Origin of the sequence: Bradyrhizobium sp. HKCCYLRH1034, from assembly GCF_051168375.1 — a bacterium.
In the GTDB taxonomy this organism is placed as follows: Bacteria; Pseudomonadota; Alphaproteobacteria; order Rhizobiales; family Xanthobacteraceae; genus Bradyrhizobium.
Map to the genome: position 1 here is coordinate 402,480 of NZ_JBNPUW010000003.1, position 13,711 is coordinate 416,190.

The window sequence follows — 13,711 nt, forward strand, 5'->3', positions numbered from 1 at the left end:
GAAGCGCGCCTGCGTCAGCCGCTTGGCCGCGCGTGCCGACCCGCTCCGTAGAGGCGTCAGTAATACTGATAGCGGTGCACGCGGCGCGGCGGCGGCATGTCGACATAGACCGAGGGGCCGCGGCGGGCAGGATCGAACGCGACGCGCGGATTGATGCCACAGCCTGCATTGCGCCCGGAGGCACTCGCCCGGCATTGCTCGAAGGTCTGATAGGAGCAGTCGCCGGGGTAACCGACGCCTCGGCCCTGCACACACCAGGGATAGTCGTAACCGCCTGCGGAGGCCGGCGCGATACCGCCACCAAGTGCAACGCCGACGAGGCCGGCTGCCATCATCATAACCTTGCGCATGATCTGTTCCTCTTTTGGCCGGAGGGTTGCACCACACCGGCATGGTCAAAAAACGACAAATCGGCGGAACGGATCACCAACCAAGGCCGTGACGTGTCGCATGCGCGGCACGTCACCTTCAGCCCTCGACGCCCGTCTCGCGGGCCGGCGCCTCATCGAAGACCCGTCGCGGCACGCGGCCCAGCGATTGCGGCGTCGCCAGGTCGACTCATTCGACCTTCAGGCCGGCGAACTCGACGACCTTCTTCCACTTCTCGGTCTCGGCGGCGATCTGGGCGCCGAACTGCTCCGGCGACTGGATCAGCGGCTCGCCGCCGAGATCGACCAGACGGGCCTTGATCTCGGGCTCGGCCAGGATGGTGTTGACCTGCTTGTTGAGCTTCTCGACGATCTCCTTTGGCGTGTTCTTCGGCGCGCCGATGCCGAACAGCGCGCTCGCCTCGTAACCGGGTACGGTCTCGGCGACGGCCTGGACGTCCGGCAATTGCGGCGAACGCTGCTGCGTGGTGACGCCGAGCGCTCGCAACGAGCCGGAGCGGATGTGCTGGATGATGGAGGGCATGTTGTCGAAGATGACCTGCACCTGGCCGCCGAGCATGTCGGTGATCGCGGGCGCCGCGCCGCGATAGGGCACGTGTTGCATCTTGGTTCCGGTCATCGCCATGAACATCTCACCCGACAGATGCACCGAGGTGCCGTTGCCGGACGAGGCCATGTTCACCTTGCCGGGGTTTGCCTTGAGATAGGCGATGAACTCGGCGACGTTCTTGGCCTCGATGTCCTTGTTGACGGTCATCACGTTGGGGACGCGGTTGAACGAGGCCACCGGCGCGATGTCGCGGACGAAGTTGAACTTGAGATTGGTGTAGAGGCTCGCATTGATGTAGTTGGCCGGATTGACCAGCAGCACGGTGTAGCCGTCGGCCGCCGCGTTCACGACGGCATCGGTGCCGATATTGTTGCCGGCCCCCGGCTTGTTCTCGACGATGAACTGCTGACCGAGCGTCTCGGACAGCCGCTGGCCGATCAGCCGCGCCAGGATGTCGGTCGCGCCGCCCGGAGGATAACCCACCACGAAGCGGACGGGACGGGTGGGATAGTCGGCCGCGGACGCCTTGCGAACGGCAGCGATGGACGGGACGGCGGAGGCGATCAGACCAAGCGCGGTACGACGTGAAATCATGCGTTTCCTCAGGCATTATCGTTGAGCGGCGGTTAACGAGCCGCCGGGATCGATTGTAGCAGAGTGCCGCGATTGCGGCGAGATCGATGCCCCATCAGGAGGGAAGAGCCCCATGCCGGTCAAGGTCGATGCGCTCGATCATCTGGTCATCAATGTCGCCGACGTGGACCGCACGACGGCGTGGTACCAACAGGTGCTGGGCATGACGGTCCAGGTGTTCGATCCCGGACAAGGCAAGGCGAGGCGCACGTCGCTGCTATTCGGGAACCAGAAGATCAACGTGCGACCGAAGGACGCGGACAAGGTCGATTGGTTCACGGCCGACCATGTCGCGGCCGGCAGCGACGACGTTTGCTTCCTCACCACCAGCACCCCCGACGAGGTGGTGGCGCATCTCGAGGCGCTCGGCATTGCCATCGAGGAGGGCCCGGTCGCCAAGCAGGGCGCGCGCGGCACGCTGCGCTCGGTGTATTGCCGCGATCCCGACGGCAGCCTGATCGAGATCTCCTCATATCAGGATTGAGCCGAGGCCGCCCTTAGGTCATTTCGTCACGGTCTCGCCGCTCTTGTCCATTTTCGCGATGATCTCGCTGCGCGACCATCCGGTCAGTTGCGCAAGATCCGTCGCCTGCGTGGCGAAACGTGCGGCGAGACTGTCCCGGTAGGTCTTCGCCGCGGCACAGGACGCCTCGCCGCGCCAGGGATGGTGCTGGACATAGCGGCCCTGGAAATTGCTGCGGTCCTTGGTCTCGGCGAAGACGATGTCCTCGGGGAAGGACTTCGCATCGTAGCGCACGTGCAGCCGGGTCACGAAGGCGCTGGCTCCGGCCGTGCCCCGGCGGAGACTGAAGGCGGTGTCATCGTCGCTGCCGATCCAGCGCGCGCCGAGCTCGACCAGTTCCTTGTTGCTCATGGGATCGGCGGCGCAGGGGTCGCACCATCCCATGTCCCAGGCATATTCCACGAACACCGCCTGCATGTTCTCGCGCGCGACCGCCCGCTCGAACAGCGCCTTGTAGAACGGCCCGAACTCGTCCTTCACATAGAGCGGAACATCGATATCGGATGGGATCTTCACCGTTCGATAGTTGGCCGCCTCGATGCGGCCGCTCCTGGTGAGCGCATAGATGATCAGGTCCTGCGGTCCCCTGGCGTTGACCGTGCCGAGCCGCAGCGGCACCATGAACTTGGCGCTCCGGTAGCGCACCTGCAGGGGCCGCAGGGAGCCGCCGATCCCCTTCATCCGCTCGACATTGACCTTCGCGACGAAGAACCGCATGCCCTGCCTGATGTAGCTGCCGAGCACGGCCTCGGCGCCTTGCGGGATGCGATAGTCGTTGTCGGTCAGCCAGCGCGTCAGTCCGTCGCTCTCCTGCGCCGACAGGATCAGCACGTCGTATTCGGCGACGTCGTAGCTGGCCTCGACGGTGACGCCGTAGTTCCGCCGGGTCATTTCGTAGACAGCGCCTGCCATCATCGGCGCCGCCGGCATCGCCCGCGCCGCAACGACGACCGGCGCGCATGGATCGGCATCATGATATTCGACCAGCCGCGGCGCGGTGTATTTGTCGAGATGGTCGATGGTCTTCGGCTCGACCACGCCGATCTGCTTGCGCTCGATGAAGGTCGGCACGGGGACGACCACCGCGAACTCCTTCACGTCGCCCTCGAAGTCGCTGGCCATCGTGATCGCCGTCTGCTCGCCGTCGCGGGCCAGCACGACCTTCGATGACTGGTTGAACAGCTTCGCGTCGGCCTGGGCGACATAGAAGCCGCAAAAGGCATTCGCGGGCGCCATCGCTGCGTTCGCCAGGATCGCGGCGGCCGCGACGCCGGTGCGGAAGAGCTTGCTGTAACGCAGGGTCATGTCGACACTCCTTCGGGAACGGGCGAACGCCAGGAAAAGCGGGTCTCAGGGACGAGCCGGTCGAGCAGCAGCGTGAGCGGCGACAGCGCGATCAGCGACACGTAGAGCGCCGGCCGAATCTGCATGGCGAAGGTGAGGTAGTGCGCCGCGACCGCAACGCTCAGCGCGAACAGCAGCCGGCCGACGCGCGAGTCCGGCGAGGTGCGCGGGTCGGAGATCATGAAGAAGGTGAAGATCAGCAGCGAGCCGCTCTGCAACTGATGCAGCGGAATCGCCAGGGGATCGCCGAGCCAGGCGGCGCGCAGCAGCAGCAGTGCGGCATGGCTGGCGAAAAAATAGAATGCGATGTCCGCGCGTCGAGAGGCGCCGAGCACCAGGATCGCGAAGAAGCCGGCGAGGCTCGCGAACCAGATCTCCGTCCCCCATTGGCCGGGCGAGATCCACACGCCCTTGGAGCTGAACAGCAGCGCCACGATCGCCAGCCCCGCCGGGTTGAACACGTGCTTGCCGTCGACGCGCAGCACGAATTTCGAGCCGATGGCGATCACGGCTGCCGCCGCATGCAGCCACAGCGCATCGGCGCGCAGCAGCAGGCTGAGCGACAGGCCGGTGATCAGCGGAGACTTGAGATCGAGCGGCGCGCCGGAGATGCGGCAGCAGACCACTTGCGTGAGCAGCGCCATGGCGACCGCGACCACGCTCGCTGCGGGACGCGCGCCGAAATCGATCATGGCGAAATTGATCGCCAGCAGCGTCGCCAATGCCGCGATCTGGAAATAGCGGGCATCGGGCAGCCGCCATGGTCGTGGCTCGGCCTGCATGCAAACCTCCGGGCGTGTCTTGCCGCGCCATTGGTCGCCCGCGAACGGAGACGGGTTCAATCCCGATTTGATCGCGACGGCGCAAGGTGGCAGAAGATGACGACGAGAACGAAGCGGCCGGAGACAGGCCGTACTCAAGAACGACGGGAGCGAAGATGACGGGAACGACGATGGCAGCGGGCACGGTGACGCCGTTCGACGGCATGGACGTGCCGTGGCTGTTGAAGCTGCGCAGCGAGACCCGGCGCGATCATCCGTTCCTGATCTCGGCGCCGTTCGAGGCACCGGCGCGCCGCTGGACCTATGGCGCGTTTCACGAGCGTGTCGGCGCATTGGCGGCCGGGCTGGTCAAGCGCGGCGTCCAGCCCGGCGATGCCGTGCTGATCCATCTCGACAATTGCGTCGAGGCGATGCTTGCCTGGTTTGCCTGCGTCGAGCTGGGCGCGCTCGCCGTCACGACCAACACGCGCTCGGCAGCCGCCGAGATGAGCTACTTCGCGGAGCACTGTCGCGCGGTGGCTGCGATCACGCAGCCGGCCTATGCCGAGATGATCGCAGCGCATTGCCGCGGTCTCAAATGGATCGCCGTGATCTCGCACGATCCGGGTCAGGCGGAGGCGTCGGCCGTCGAACGAGGCGAGCGCTTCGAAGCGCTGTTTGCCGACAGCGCCGATCGGCCGCGGCGGCCGGCCGATCCGCTGGCGCCGTGCAGCGTGCAATACACCTCGGGCACGACATCGCGGCCGAAGGCGGTGCTGTGGACGCATGCCAACGCGCTGTGGGGCGCCAAGGTCAACGCCGTCCATGAGGATCTGCATCAGGGCGACGTGCACCAGACCTATCTGCCGCTGTTCCACACCAACGCGCTGGCCTATTCGATGCTTGCCACACTCTGGGTCGGCGCGACCTGCGTGATCCAGCCGCGCTTCTCCGCGCGCCGGTTCTGGAGCGCGGCGCTCGAGCATGGCAGCACCTGGACCTCGACCATCCCGTTCTGCATGAAGGCGCTGCTCGACCAGGAGGTACCGAAGCATCACAAGTTCCGGCTGTGGGGCACGGCGGTGTCCGAGCCGCCCGCCTTCGCCAAGTTCGGCATCAAGATCATCGGCTGGTGGGGCATGACCGAGACCATCACCCATGGCATCGTCGGCGAGGTCGATCAGCCGAACGCGCCGATGTCGATCGGCCGCGCGGCGCCGGAATACACCATCCGCATCACCGACGATGACGGCCGGCCGACCGAGGTCGGCGCCACCGGCAATCTCGCCATCAAGGGCGTGCCCGGCCTGTCGCTGTTCGCCGAATATCTCTACAACGACGAAGCGACGCGCACGAGCTTCGATGCCGACGGCTTCTTCCTGACCGGCGACCGCGTCACGCGCCTGGCCGACGGCTTCATCAAGTTCGGCGATCGCACCAAGGACATGCTCAAGGTCGGCGGCGAGAACGTCGCGGCGTCCGAGATCGAGCAGGTGATCATCACCGTGCCCGGCGTACGCGAGACCGCCGTCGTCGCCAGGAAGCATCCGATGCTGGACGAGGTGCCGGTCGCGTTCGTGATCCCGCAGCCCGGGATCGCGCGCGACGAACTGCCCGACAAGGTGCTGGCCGCCTGCCGCGCCGGGCTCGCCGACTTCAAGGTGCCGCGCGAGGTCAAGCTGGTCGACGAGATGCCGCGCTCGACCCTCGAGAAGGTCGCAAAGGCCGAGCTGCGCAAGCTGCTGGATTGAGCGCCGCGTCAGCCCATCGTGACGCGGATCGGCAGCTTCTTCGGTCCGTTCACGAACGTTGCCCGCGTCATCAGCACCGGCCCCGCCGGCGACAGCGATGTGAGCCGCGGCAGCAGTTCCTCGAACAGGATGCGCATCTCGAGCTTGGCGAGATGCTGGCCGAGGCAGAGATGCGCGCCATAGCCGAACGCGACGTGGCGGTTCGGCTTGCGGTCACAGCGGAACGTGTCGGGCTGCTCGAACACCGCCTCGTCGCGATTGCCGGACGCGTAGCACAGCATCAGCCAGTCGCCCTTGGCGATCCTGCGTCCGCCGAGCTCGGTGTCGGCGGTGGCGCTGCGCATGAAATGCTTGACCGGCGTCATCCAGCGGATCGCCTCGTCGATGAGGCCCGGGATCAGCTCGGGATTGGCTTTGACGCGCGCGAACTGCTCGGGATCTTCCGCCAGCGCCCAGATCGCGCCTGCCGTGGACGACGACGTCGTGTCGTGACCCGCGGTCGCCACGATCATGTAGTAGCTGGTGCGGTCGTGCAGCGGCATGTCCTCGCCATTGATCCTGGCGTTGGCAATGACGGTGGCGAGATCGTCGCGCGGATGAGCCTTGCGGTCTTCGGTGATGCGCTGGAAGTAGGCGGCGAAATCGGCCACCACCGCCTGCAGCATCGCCGCGAACACCTCGGCCGACAGCGCCTCCCGCACCCGCGCCGTGTCCGGATCCTGCGGGCCGAACAGCTCCTGCGTCAGCTTGAGCATGCGCGGCTCGTCCTCCTCCGGCACGCCGAGAATCTCCATGATCACGTGCAGCGGATAATGGAGCGCGACGTCGGCGACGAAATCGCAGACGCCGCCATTCGCCGCAGCCTTCGCCGCCATGCGGCCGACGGTCGCCCGCGCGATCTCGCGAATGCGCGGCTCGAACTTGGCGATGTTGGCCGGCATGAACCAGCCCTGCGTCAGCGCGCGATATTTCGGATGGTCCGGCGCATCCATCTGCACCAGCGAACGCACGAGATTGGGCTGGCCGGTAATCTTGTGAACGCGCTCCAGCACCGCCTTGTTGGTCAGCGTGGTCGCACGGTCGGCATTGTGGAACAGATCATTCTGACGGCTGATGGCGAGAATGTCAGCGTGCCGCGTCACCACCCAGAACGGATCGAACGCATCGAGCTCGGCCCGCCCGAGCGGATTGTTGGCGCGCAGCCAGCGATAGGCATCATGGATGCGGTGGTCGGCATAACAGGCCGGATCGACCAGCGCGGCGGCGATGTGCCCGGGAATGACCTCGCCGGCCTGTTCGGCTGCGCCCATGCTGCTCCTCCCGCCTTTCACCGATTGGCGGGTAGGATAGTGCGCCTCGGCCGAGATGCACTTGCGTCGAGCGGCTACCCTCGGGCGATGGATGCGCTCTCAGGCGATCGCGTCAATGCGCGCCCATCGCGACCGGGCGGAACGCCTGTAGCAGCTGCTGGTCGAGCTTCGGGCCCATGTTCTCCATGATCTGGAACGCGCGCGCATGGGTGAAGGCCGGCCGATAGGCGCGGTGCTCGATCAGCGCGGCGTAGATGTCCACGATCGTGGTGAGGCGCACGATGTCGCTGATCTGCTCGTTGTGCAGCGCGTCGGGATAGCCGGAGCCGTCGAGGAATTCGTGGTGATGCAGGATGACGTCGAGCATCTCCGGCGGGAAGCCGCCCTGCCGCCACAGCGCCTCGTAGCCGCGGCGCGGATGCTGGCGAAGCAGCGCGATCTCCTCCGCCGTCAGCTTGCCCTGCTTGTCGAGGATCGCGACCGGGATGAACGCCTTGCCGACGTCGTGCAGCAGCGCCGCGCGGACCAGCCGGCGCTGGTCGTCGTCGCGCATGCCCAGATGAATCGAGAAGCCGACCGCAAGGCCGGTCACGAACAGGCAATGCCGATAGGTGTCGTTGTGATGACAGCCGACCACGGTCATCCATTCGCGCAGCGAGGAGTGCTTGATCGCCTTCAGGATCTTGTTCTCGGCCGCGACGATGTCCTCCATCGTCAGATGCGCGCCAGTGGGCAGCTTCTCGAAGATCTTGACCATGATGGCCTGCGCGGCCTCGACGCCGCGATTGAGCAGCTTGCCGCGATCGGTCTCGTCATAGCCGTCGTCGGCGGGAAGCGCCGAGCGGATGCGCTGCAGCACGTCGGCGGGGCTGAACGGCCGCGCGATGGTATCGGTGGCGCCGAGCGCCCATGCCTGCATGGTGGCGTGGTGCAGCGCCTCCGCGAGCACGAACAGCCGCGGCACGTCGCTATAGGCGCGCGACGACAGCTTCTTGCGCACCCGCTGCACGCTCTCGGGCGAACGCAGGTTTATGTCGACGATGACGCCGGAGAAGCGGTTGCCGGGGTTCTCGGGGATTTCGGTGGTCGGCATCATGTCGACGTCGCCGACCGAGCGCAGGATGCGCGCCAGCTCGCTGCTCTGGTCACCGCGATCCGACGCGAGCAGGAGATGGCGCCTGTTCGCGGTCTGGGTCACGGTCTGCTTGGCTGTCGCGCTCATACGTGCTCGCCCCCTGCGGTTTGCTGCCCATGCAAGTTACCGGGATACGGGTTCGTCGCGGCTTAAGCCGATCATTCAAGCTGTATCGTTTCAGGTGAGCGAGACGTTAAGAGGATCATTCAAATCGTGCCGCGCGAGAACCTGACCGCAGCGCAAAAAAGACCCGCCGGAGACGAGCTCCGGCGGTTCCCAGATACAGGAATGGTCTCGCGACGACGCTAGGCCCTCATCGCCGCCTTGACCGCTGCGGCGGTGATCGGCAGCGAGCGCAACCGCGCGCCACAGGCGTTGTAGATGGCGTTGCCGAGCGCTGGCGCGACCACGGTCACCGCGGGCTCGCCGACGCCGGTCGCCTTCTCGCCATTGGCGATCACGGCGATCGCGACCTCCGGCACCTGGCTCATCCGCAGCGGCGTGTAGCTGTCGAAGTTGGTCTGCTCGATGCCGCCGTCTTTCAGCGTCGCCTTCTCGTACATCGCCAGCGACAGCCCCCACAGCGCCGCGCCCTCGACCTGGGCGCGGATGTTGTCGGGATGCACCTGGGTGCCGACATCGGTCGCCACGGTGAGCTTCTTCACCGTGACCGCGCCCGTGGGCGCAACCGCGACATGGGCGACGCACGCCGTCCAGCTCGCCGTGGCACGCTCCTGCGATGAAACGCAGGAGACGCCCATGCCTTCGCCTTGCGGGAGCTTCCTGGCGCCGTAGCCGGACAGGCCCATCGCTGCCAGCAGCGTGTTGCGCAATCGCTGCGCGCCGCCGTCGTTCTTGCCCTTGCCGTCGAGCAGCGCAATGCGGAACTGCGCCGGGTCCTGCCCCGAGGCCACCGCGATCTCGTCGATCATGCTCTCGACCGCCCAGAACGTCCAACCCGGCGCCACCGAACGGAGTTGTCCCGATGGCGTCGCATTATGCGCGAGTTCGTTCTTGATCGCGCGCACATGATGATTGGGCACGGTGTAGAAGAAGTCGGCGCCATTGACCGTGAACGAGTCGAGCGGGCCCTTCTTGTCGACCGAGGGCGACAGGAAGTCCGGGATGCCCCAGCGCGCCGTCGGCCAGGCCGAGACGACGTCATGGCTGAGCGCGATCAGCTTGCCGTTGCTGTCGAGCCCGGCCTTGACCTTCTGGTAAGTGAGCGGCCGCGAGTAGTCCATCGTCATGTCGTTCTCGCGCGAGTAGATCACCTTGACCGGCTTGCCGACCGCCTTGGCCGCCTGCACCGCCGGCACCATCATGTCGGCATCGAGCCTGCGGCCGAAGCCGCCGCCGAGCCAGGCCTGGTGCATCACGACGTATTTCGGATCGATCCCGGCCGCAGCCGCCGCGATCGCGCCGGAACGGGTCGCGAACTGATTGCCGGTGTAGATGTGCAGGATGTCACCCTTGAACTCGGCGGTCGCGTTCATCGGCTCCAGCGGCGCATGGATGTTGATGCTGGTGGTGTACTCCGCCTCCAGCACCTTGGCCGCGCCCGACATCGCTGCAACGGGATCGCCGTCCTTGACGAAGAACTGCCCGGCATCGTCCTGCGCCTGCAGCCGCATCGCCTCGGTGATGATGGTGTCGGTGCTGACATTGGCATAGGGGCCTTTGTCATAGCTGATCTTGAGCGCGTCCGCCGCCTTCCTGGCGTTGGCATAGGTGTTGGCGACCGCCACCACCCAGCCCGAGGTCGAGCCGGTCTTGTCGTCGAGCGTCACCGCCTTGATGAAGCCCGGCACCTTCTTGGCCTCGGAGTCGTCGACCGCCGTGACCGTCGCGCCGAAGCGCACCGGCGGCGTGACGACCTTGCCGTAGACCATGCCCGGCAGCATCGTATCGATGCCATATTTCGCCGTGCCGTTGGTCTTGGAGGGAATGTCGAGCTGCGGCACCGAGACGCCGATCATCGTGTACTGATCGGGCGTCTTCAGCGTCAGCGCCTTCAATTCGTCAGGCGTGAAGCTCTTGGTGATCTTGCCGCTCCTGACGATCTCGGCGTAGCTCATCTGCTTCTTGGACTTCGGATGCATCACGACGCCGTCGCGCACCACGAGTTCGTTGGCCGGCACGCCCATCGCGGTCGCAGCGGCTTCGGTGAGCGCGATGCGGCCCGCGGCGCCGGCGCGGCTCATGGCATCGAAGTTCATCATCGTGCTCCAGCTGCCGCCCGTGATCTGGGCGCCGAGCACGGGATCGTTGAACTTCGGATCGTTGGAGGCGAGCTGGACCCGCATGTCCTTCCAGGCCGCGCCGAGCTCCTCGCAGACGATCTGCGCCATGGTGGACGCAATGTGCTGGCCCATGTCGGCCTTGCCGCAGGTCACTGTGACCAGGCCATCCGGCGCGATCGCATACCAGACGCTGGGTTCGAAATTGGCCGGCGCCGCGGCCGCCAGTGCGCTGTCGGCGAGGCCGGCATAGCCGAGCACGAGGCCGGTGGCGGCGGTGCCGACCAGGAAGGAGCGGCGGCTGAGATCGGTCGCGACCGAGGAATTGGTTTTGACGTGCTGGTTCATGTCGCTCTCCGGTCGCTCGAGTTGGACGCGGTGCGCATTTCGGACGCGGCGCGCTGGATCGCCTTCTGAATCCGCGAATAGGTCATGCAGCGGCAGAGATTGCCGTCCATATGCGCGACGATCTCCTCCTTGGTCGGGCTCGTGGTCTTGGCGAGCAGCGTGGCCGCCTGCATGATCTGGCCGGACTGGCAGTAGCCGCATTGCGGCACCTGCTCGGCGATCCACGCCTTCTGCAAGGGATGATCGCCCTTCTGCGACAGCCCCTCGATGGTCGTGATCTTCTTGTTCGCGACGTCGCCGACCATGGTCTGGCACGAGCGCACGGCCTCGCCGTTGACATGCACGGTGCAGGCGCCGCACAGCCCGGCGCCGCAGCCGAACTTGGTGCCGGTCATCTGCAACTGCTCGCGGATGACCCATAGCAGCGGCGTGTCGTGCGCCGCGTCGACGGACATGGTCCGCCCGTTGATGGTGAGATTGGGCATTTGGTTTCTTCCCCGCCCGGCGTGCGACTTCGCTTACGGCGAAGTTCGGTTTTATCGATTCGCTGGGACCCACCGGATAGATGCCAGCCATCATAAGAATGATCGCGTTGCGACGGCGACGCAACGGGATTTGAACGCCGGCCTGCCACATGAAACGGCATTTGTGTTGTGCAGCGCGAACGATGCTGGGCTGGTGACGCCGGGCACGCTAAGAAGAGATGCAGCCAACGCCGACAGCGAAAGGAGATTTCGGCCCATGAGACCATCCGTACGCATGACGCTGTGCCTGGCTGCGGCCATGCTGCCGAGCCTGTCGGCCGTAAGCCCTGCTGCGGCGGGGCAGACGCTCGGCGTCGCCGACGCGCCTTTCACAGCGATGTTATCCAACGTCACGCCGCTTGCCTTCGGCATGGATGTCGGTGAGACATCGCGCGTGCTGGAGCAGCCGTTGATCTATCTGAACGGCGCGCCCGGCAACGAGACCTTTCTGGCACTGCGTAATCTCGGCGGCAGCGGACTGGTCCCGCACCATCACCGCCTCTACCTGAAGTTCCGCAGGGGACGGCTGACCGGCTGGAAAGAGGACTACGGCACCAACTGGATGTGGCGTTGACGCGCGCCTGACGACCGCAAGAGGACAGAACGTGGGACAAGATATCAAGCTGACGGCATCCGACGGCTTCCAGCTCGGCGCCTATCGCGCCGATCCGACGGGAACTGCAAAGGGCGCGCTGGTCGTCATCCAGGAGATCTTCGGTGTCAACCATCACATCCGCAACGTCTGCGACCGCCTCGCCGCCGCGGGTTACGTTGCCATCGCGCCGGCGATCTTCGACCGCGTCGAGCCCGGCTTCACCTCAGGCTATTCGCCCGACGAGATCGCGGTCGCGCGCAAGTTCGTCGCCAATCCGGATTGGGCGGCCTTTTTGCGCGACACCCAGGCCGCAATCGACGGCGTGAAGAATGTCGGGCCGGTCGGCATCATCGGTTTCTGCCTCGGCGGCAGCATCGCCTATGCGGCTGCGACCAAGCTGTCGGGCCTCCGCGCTGCCGTCGGCTATTACGGCGGCGCTGTCGCGCGGTTCGCCGACGACAAGCCGACGGTGCCGACCCAGCTACATTTCGGCGAGAAGGACGCGGGCATCCCCTTGCGCGACGTCGAGGCCATCAAGGCCAAGCGGCCGGACGTCGAGATCTTCGTCTATCCCGGCGCACAGCACGGCTTCGGTTGCGACGAGCGCGCCAGCTACGACCAGCCGAGCGCCGATCTCGCCTGGACGCGCAGCCTGGCGTTCTTTGCGCAGCACCTGCGCTGAACGTCCAACCACCGTCATTGCGGGGAGCCTCGCGTCACTCAGCGTCGGGTCGACGCAGGTGCTCAGGTAGGCGTTGAGCCGCAATCACTCGTGCGGAGATCAGAACCAGCGCTCGCCGACCTGGATGGTGTCGCCCGGCTTGAGCGAGGTGCCGAGCGGCACCTCGTAGCGCGCGGCTCCGGAAGCATCGGTGTGGGTCAGGGTGACGACGTCGCGCCGCGCCCGAGGCGAGAAGCCGCCGGCGATCGCGATCGCGCTCTCCACCGTCATATTGGGCACGTAGGGGTATTGGCCGGGCGCCTGCACCTCGCCGAGGATGAAGAACGGGCGATAGGCTTCGATCTCGACGGCCACCGAGGGCTCGCGGATGTAGCCGTTGCGCAGCTTGGCGGTGATCTCGGCAGCGAGGCCGGCGGTGGTGCGGCCGCGCGCCGGCACGCTGCCGATCAGCGGCATCGTGATCGATCCGGACGCATCGATCGCATAGGTGTTGGTCAGGCCCTCCTGGCCGTAGACGACGACGCGCAGCTTGTCGCCAGCGTCGAGATGATAGGCGGAGTCGCGGCGCGCCGGCGCATAGCCGGCGGGAACGACATAGGCGCCTGCGCCGGTGGCGGCAGCGAACGAGTTGCGCAGCGCCGGGATCGCCCCGCCCTGCCCGGTGGCGGCAACCGGGCCGGTGGAAGGCGTTCCATAGGCCATCGCGTCGAGATCGCTCTGCGGCTGGACGGCAGCGACGGGGGAGATCGTCTGCATGCAGCCCGACAACAGGATCGCGGACAGGACGGCAATGACCGGAACAAACAACGCGCGCACTCGAACAATCCTTGAATGAGGATGTGCGCTAGTCATGCGCGGTTAAGGTTAACAAACCGTTGGCGCGTGTAGTCCCCGTCGCAAGCGGGCGACGGTCAAAGCCGCCCGAA

13 protein-coding genes are annotated in these 13,711 nt (G+C 66.1%); 4 read left to right on the forward strand and 9 right to left on the reverse strand.

Going from position 1 to position 13,711, the window contains the following annotated elements; all coding sequences use genetic code 11:
* Positions 1-56: 56 nt before the first annotated feature.
* Both ACQR0W_RS08850 and ACQR0W_RS08855 read right to left on the reverse strand, forming a co-directional pair.
* A complete protein-coding gene (locus ACQR0W_RS08850) occupies positions 57-350 on the reverse strand; it encodes a DUF3551 domain-containing protein (RefSeq protein WP_315715041.1) in 294 nt (97 codons plus the stop codon).
* A 208-nt stretch (positions 351-558) separates the two neighbouring features.
* A complete protein-coding gene (locus ACQR0W_RS08855) occupies positions 559-1,533 on the reverse strand; it encodes a Bug family tripartite tricarboxylate transporter substrate binding protein (protein ID WP_315715040.1) in 975 nt (324 codons plus the stop codon).
* Between the two features lie 112 nt (positions 1,534-1,645).
* On the opposite strand from ACQR0W_RS08855, the gene ACQR0W_RS08860 reads away from it, so the two are divergent.
* Positions 1,646-2,056, forward strand: coding sequence for a VOC family protein (locus ACQR0W_RS08860; RefSeq protein WP_315751825.1), 411 nt, complete (start codon positions 1,646-1,648; stop codon positions 2,054-2,056).
* A gap of 18 nt (positions 2,057-2,074) precedes the next feature.
* On the opposite strand, the gene ACQR0W_RS08865 is transcribed toward ACQR0W_RS08860, so the two are convergent.
* Complete coding sequence (locus tag ACQR0W_RS08865; protein ID WP_316170059.1) at positions 2,075-3,400, reverse strand: DUF2330 domain-containing protein; 1,326 nt, start codon at positions 3,398-3,400, stop codon at positions 2,075-2,077.
* A complete protein-coding gene (locus ACQR0W_RS08870) occupies positions 3,397-4,221 on the reverse strand; it encodes an RnfABCDGE type electron transport complex subunit D (RefSeq protein WP_316186532.1) in 825 nt (274 codons plus the stop codon). The genes ACQR0W_RS08865 and ACQR0W_RS08870 overlap by 4 nt, the downstream gene beginning before the upstream one ends.
* Positions 4,222-4,376: 155 nt before the next feature.
* On the opposite strand from ACQR0W_RS08870, the gene ACQR0W_RS08875 reads away from it, so the two are divergent.
* The gene (locus ACQR0W_RS08875) at positions 4,377-5,951 is read left to right on the forward strand and encodes an AMP-binding protein (RefSeq protein ID WP_316186530.1); all 1,575 of its coding nucleotides are present in this window, start codon (positions 4,377-4,379) and stop codon (positions 5,949-5,951) included.
* A gap of 8 nt (positions 5,952-5,959) precedes the next feature.
* On the opposite strand, the gene ACQR0W_RS08880 is transcribed toward ACQR0W_RS08875, so the two are convergent.
* The 4 genes from ACQR0W_RS08880 to ACQR0W_RS08895 form a co-directional block, all read right to left on the reverse strand.
* The gene (locus tag ACQR0W_RS08880; RefSeq protein WP_316186529.1) at positions 5,960-7,261 is read right to left on the reverse strand and encodes a cytochrome P450; all 1,302 of its coding nucleotides are present in this window, start codon (positions 7,259-7,261) and stop codon (positions 5,960-5,962) included.
* Between the two features lie 112 nt (positions 7,262-7,373).
* Positions 7,374-8,483: an HD-GYP domain-containing protein gene (locus tag ACQR0W_RS08885; protein ID WP_315715034.1), complete on the reverse strand. Its 1,110-nt coding sequence runs from the start codon at positions 8,481-8,483 to the stop codon at positions 7,374-7,376.
* Positions 8,484-8,701: 218 nt separating this feature from the next.
* Positions 8,702-10,984 (reverse strand): xanthine dehydrogenase family protein molybdopterin-binding subunit, encoded by a 2,283-nt coding sequence (locus ACQR0W_RS08890; protein WP_316166332.1) that lies wholly within the window; start codon positions 10,982-10,984, stop codon positions 8,702-8,704.
* Positions 10,981-11,469 carry a (2Fe-2S)-binding protein gene (locus tag ACQR0W_RS08895; protein ID WP_315715032.1) on the reverse strand — a complete coding sequence of 163 codons (489 nt, stop codon included), beginning with the start codon at positions 11,467-11,469 and terminating at the stop codon, positions 10,981-10,983. The genes ACQR0W_RS08890 and ACQR0W_RS08895 overlap by 4 nt, the downstream gene beginning before the upstream one ends.
* Before the next feature lie 298 nt (positions 11,470-11,767).
* Here ACQR0W_RS08895 and ACQR0W_RS08900 point away from each other — a divergent pair, with 298 nt between their 5' ends.
* Together ACQR0W_RS08900 and ACQR0W_RS08905 are read left to right on the forward strand one after the other, a co-directional pair.
* Positions 11,768-12,082: a hypothetical protein gene (locus tag ACQR0W_RS08900; protein ID WP_410051220.1), complete on the forward strand. Its 315-nt coding sequence runs from the start codon at positions 11,768-11,770 to the stop codon at positions 12,080-12,082.
* Between the two features lie 31 nt (positions 12,083-12,113).
* Entirely contained in the window at positions 12,114-12,785 is a 672-nt protein-coding gene (locus tag ACQR0W_RS08905) for a dienelactone hydrolase family protein (protein ID WP_316186526.1), read from the forward strand.
* 99 nt (positions 12,786-12,884) lie between these two features.
* On the opposite strand, the gene ACQR0W_RS08910 is transcribed toward ACQR0W_RS08905, so the two are convergent.
* Positions 12,885-13,601, reverse strand: a complete 717-nt coding sequence (locus ACQR0W_RS08910; protein WP_315715029.1) for a polysaccharide biosynthesis/export family protein — start codon at positions 13,599-13,601, stop codon at positions 12,885-12,887.
* Between the last annotated feature and the right edge of the window lie 110 nt (positions 13,602-13,711).

Coding starts and splice junctions, on each gene's coding strand:
- ACQR0W_RS08860 (WP_315751825.1), top strand. CDS start 1,646: ATGCCGGTCAAGGTCGATGCGCTCGATCATCTGGTCATCAATGTCGCC.
- ACQR0W_RS08880 (WP_316186529.1), bottom strand. CDS start 7,261: ATGGGCGCAGCCGAACAGGCCGGCGAGGTCATTCCCGGGCACATCGCC.
- ACQR0W_RS08895 (WP_315715032.1), bottom strand. CDS start 11,469: ATGCCCAATCTCACCATCAACGGGCGGACCATGTCCGTCGACGCGGCG.
- ACQR0W_RS08900 (WP_410051220.1), top strand. CDS start 11,768: ATGCTGCCGAGCCTGTCGGCCGTAAGCCCTGCTGCGGCGGGGCAGACG.
- ACQR0W_RS08870 (WP_316186532.1), bottom strand. CDS start 4,221: ATGCAGGCCGAGCCACGACCATGGCGGCTGCCCGATGCCCGCTATTTC.
- ACQR0W_RS08865 (WP_316170059.1), bottom strand. CDS start 3,400: ATGACCCTGCGTTACAGCAAGCTCTTCCGCACCGGCGTCGCGGCCGCC.
- ACQR0W_RS08850 (WP_315715041.1), bottom strand. CDS start 350: ATGCGCAAGGTTATGATGATGGCAGCCGGCCTCGTCGGCGTTGCACTT.
- ACQR0W_RS08875 (WP_316186530.1), top strand. CDS start 4,377: ATGACGGGAACGACGATGGCAGCGGGCACGGTGACGCCGTTCGACGGC.
- ACQR0W_RS08885 (WP_315715034.1), bottom strand. CDS start 8,483: ATGAGCGCGACAGCCAAGCAGACCGTGACCCAGACCGCGAACAGGCGC.
- ACQR0W_RS08855 (WP_315715040.1), bottom strand. CDS start 1,533: ATGATTTCACGTCGTACCGCGCTTGGTCTGATCGCCTCCGCCGTCCCG.
- ACQR0W_RS08890 (WP_316166332.1), bottom strand. CDS start 10,984: ATGAACCAGCACGTCAAAACCAATTCCTCGGTCGCGACCGATCTCAGC.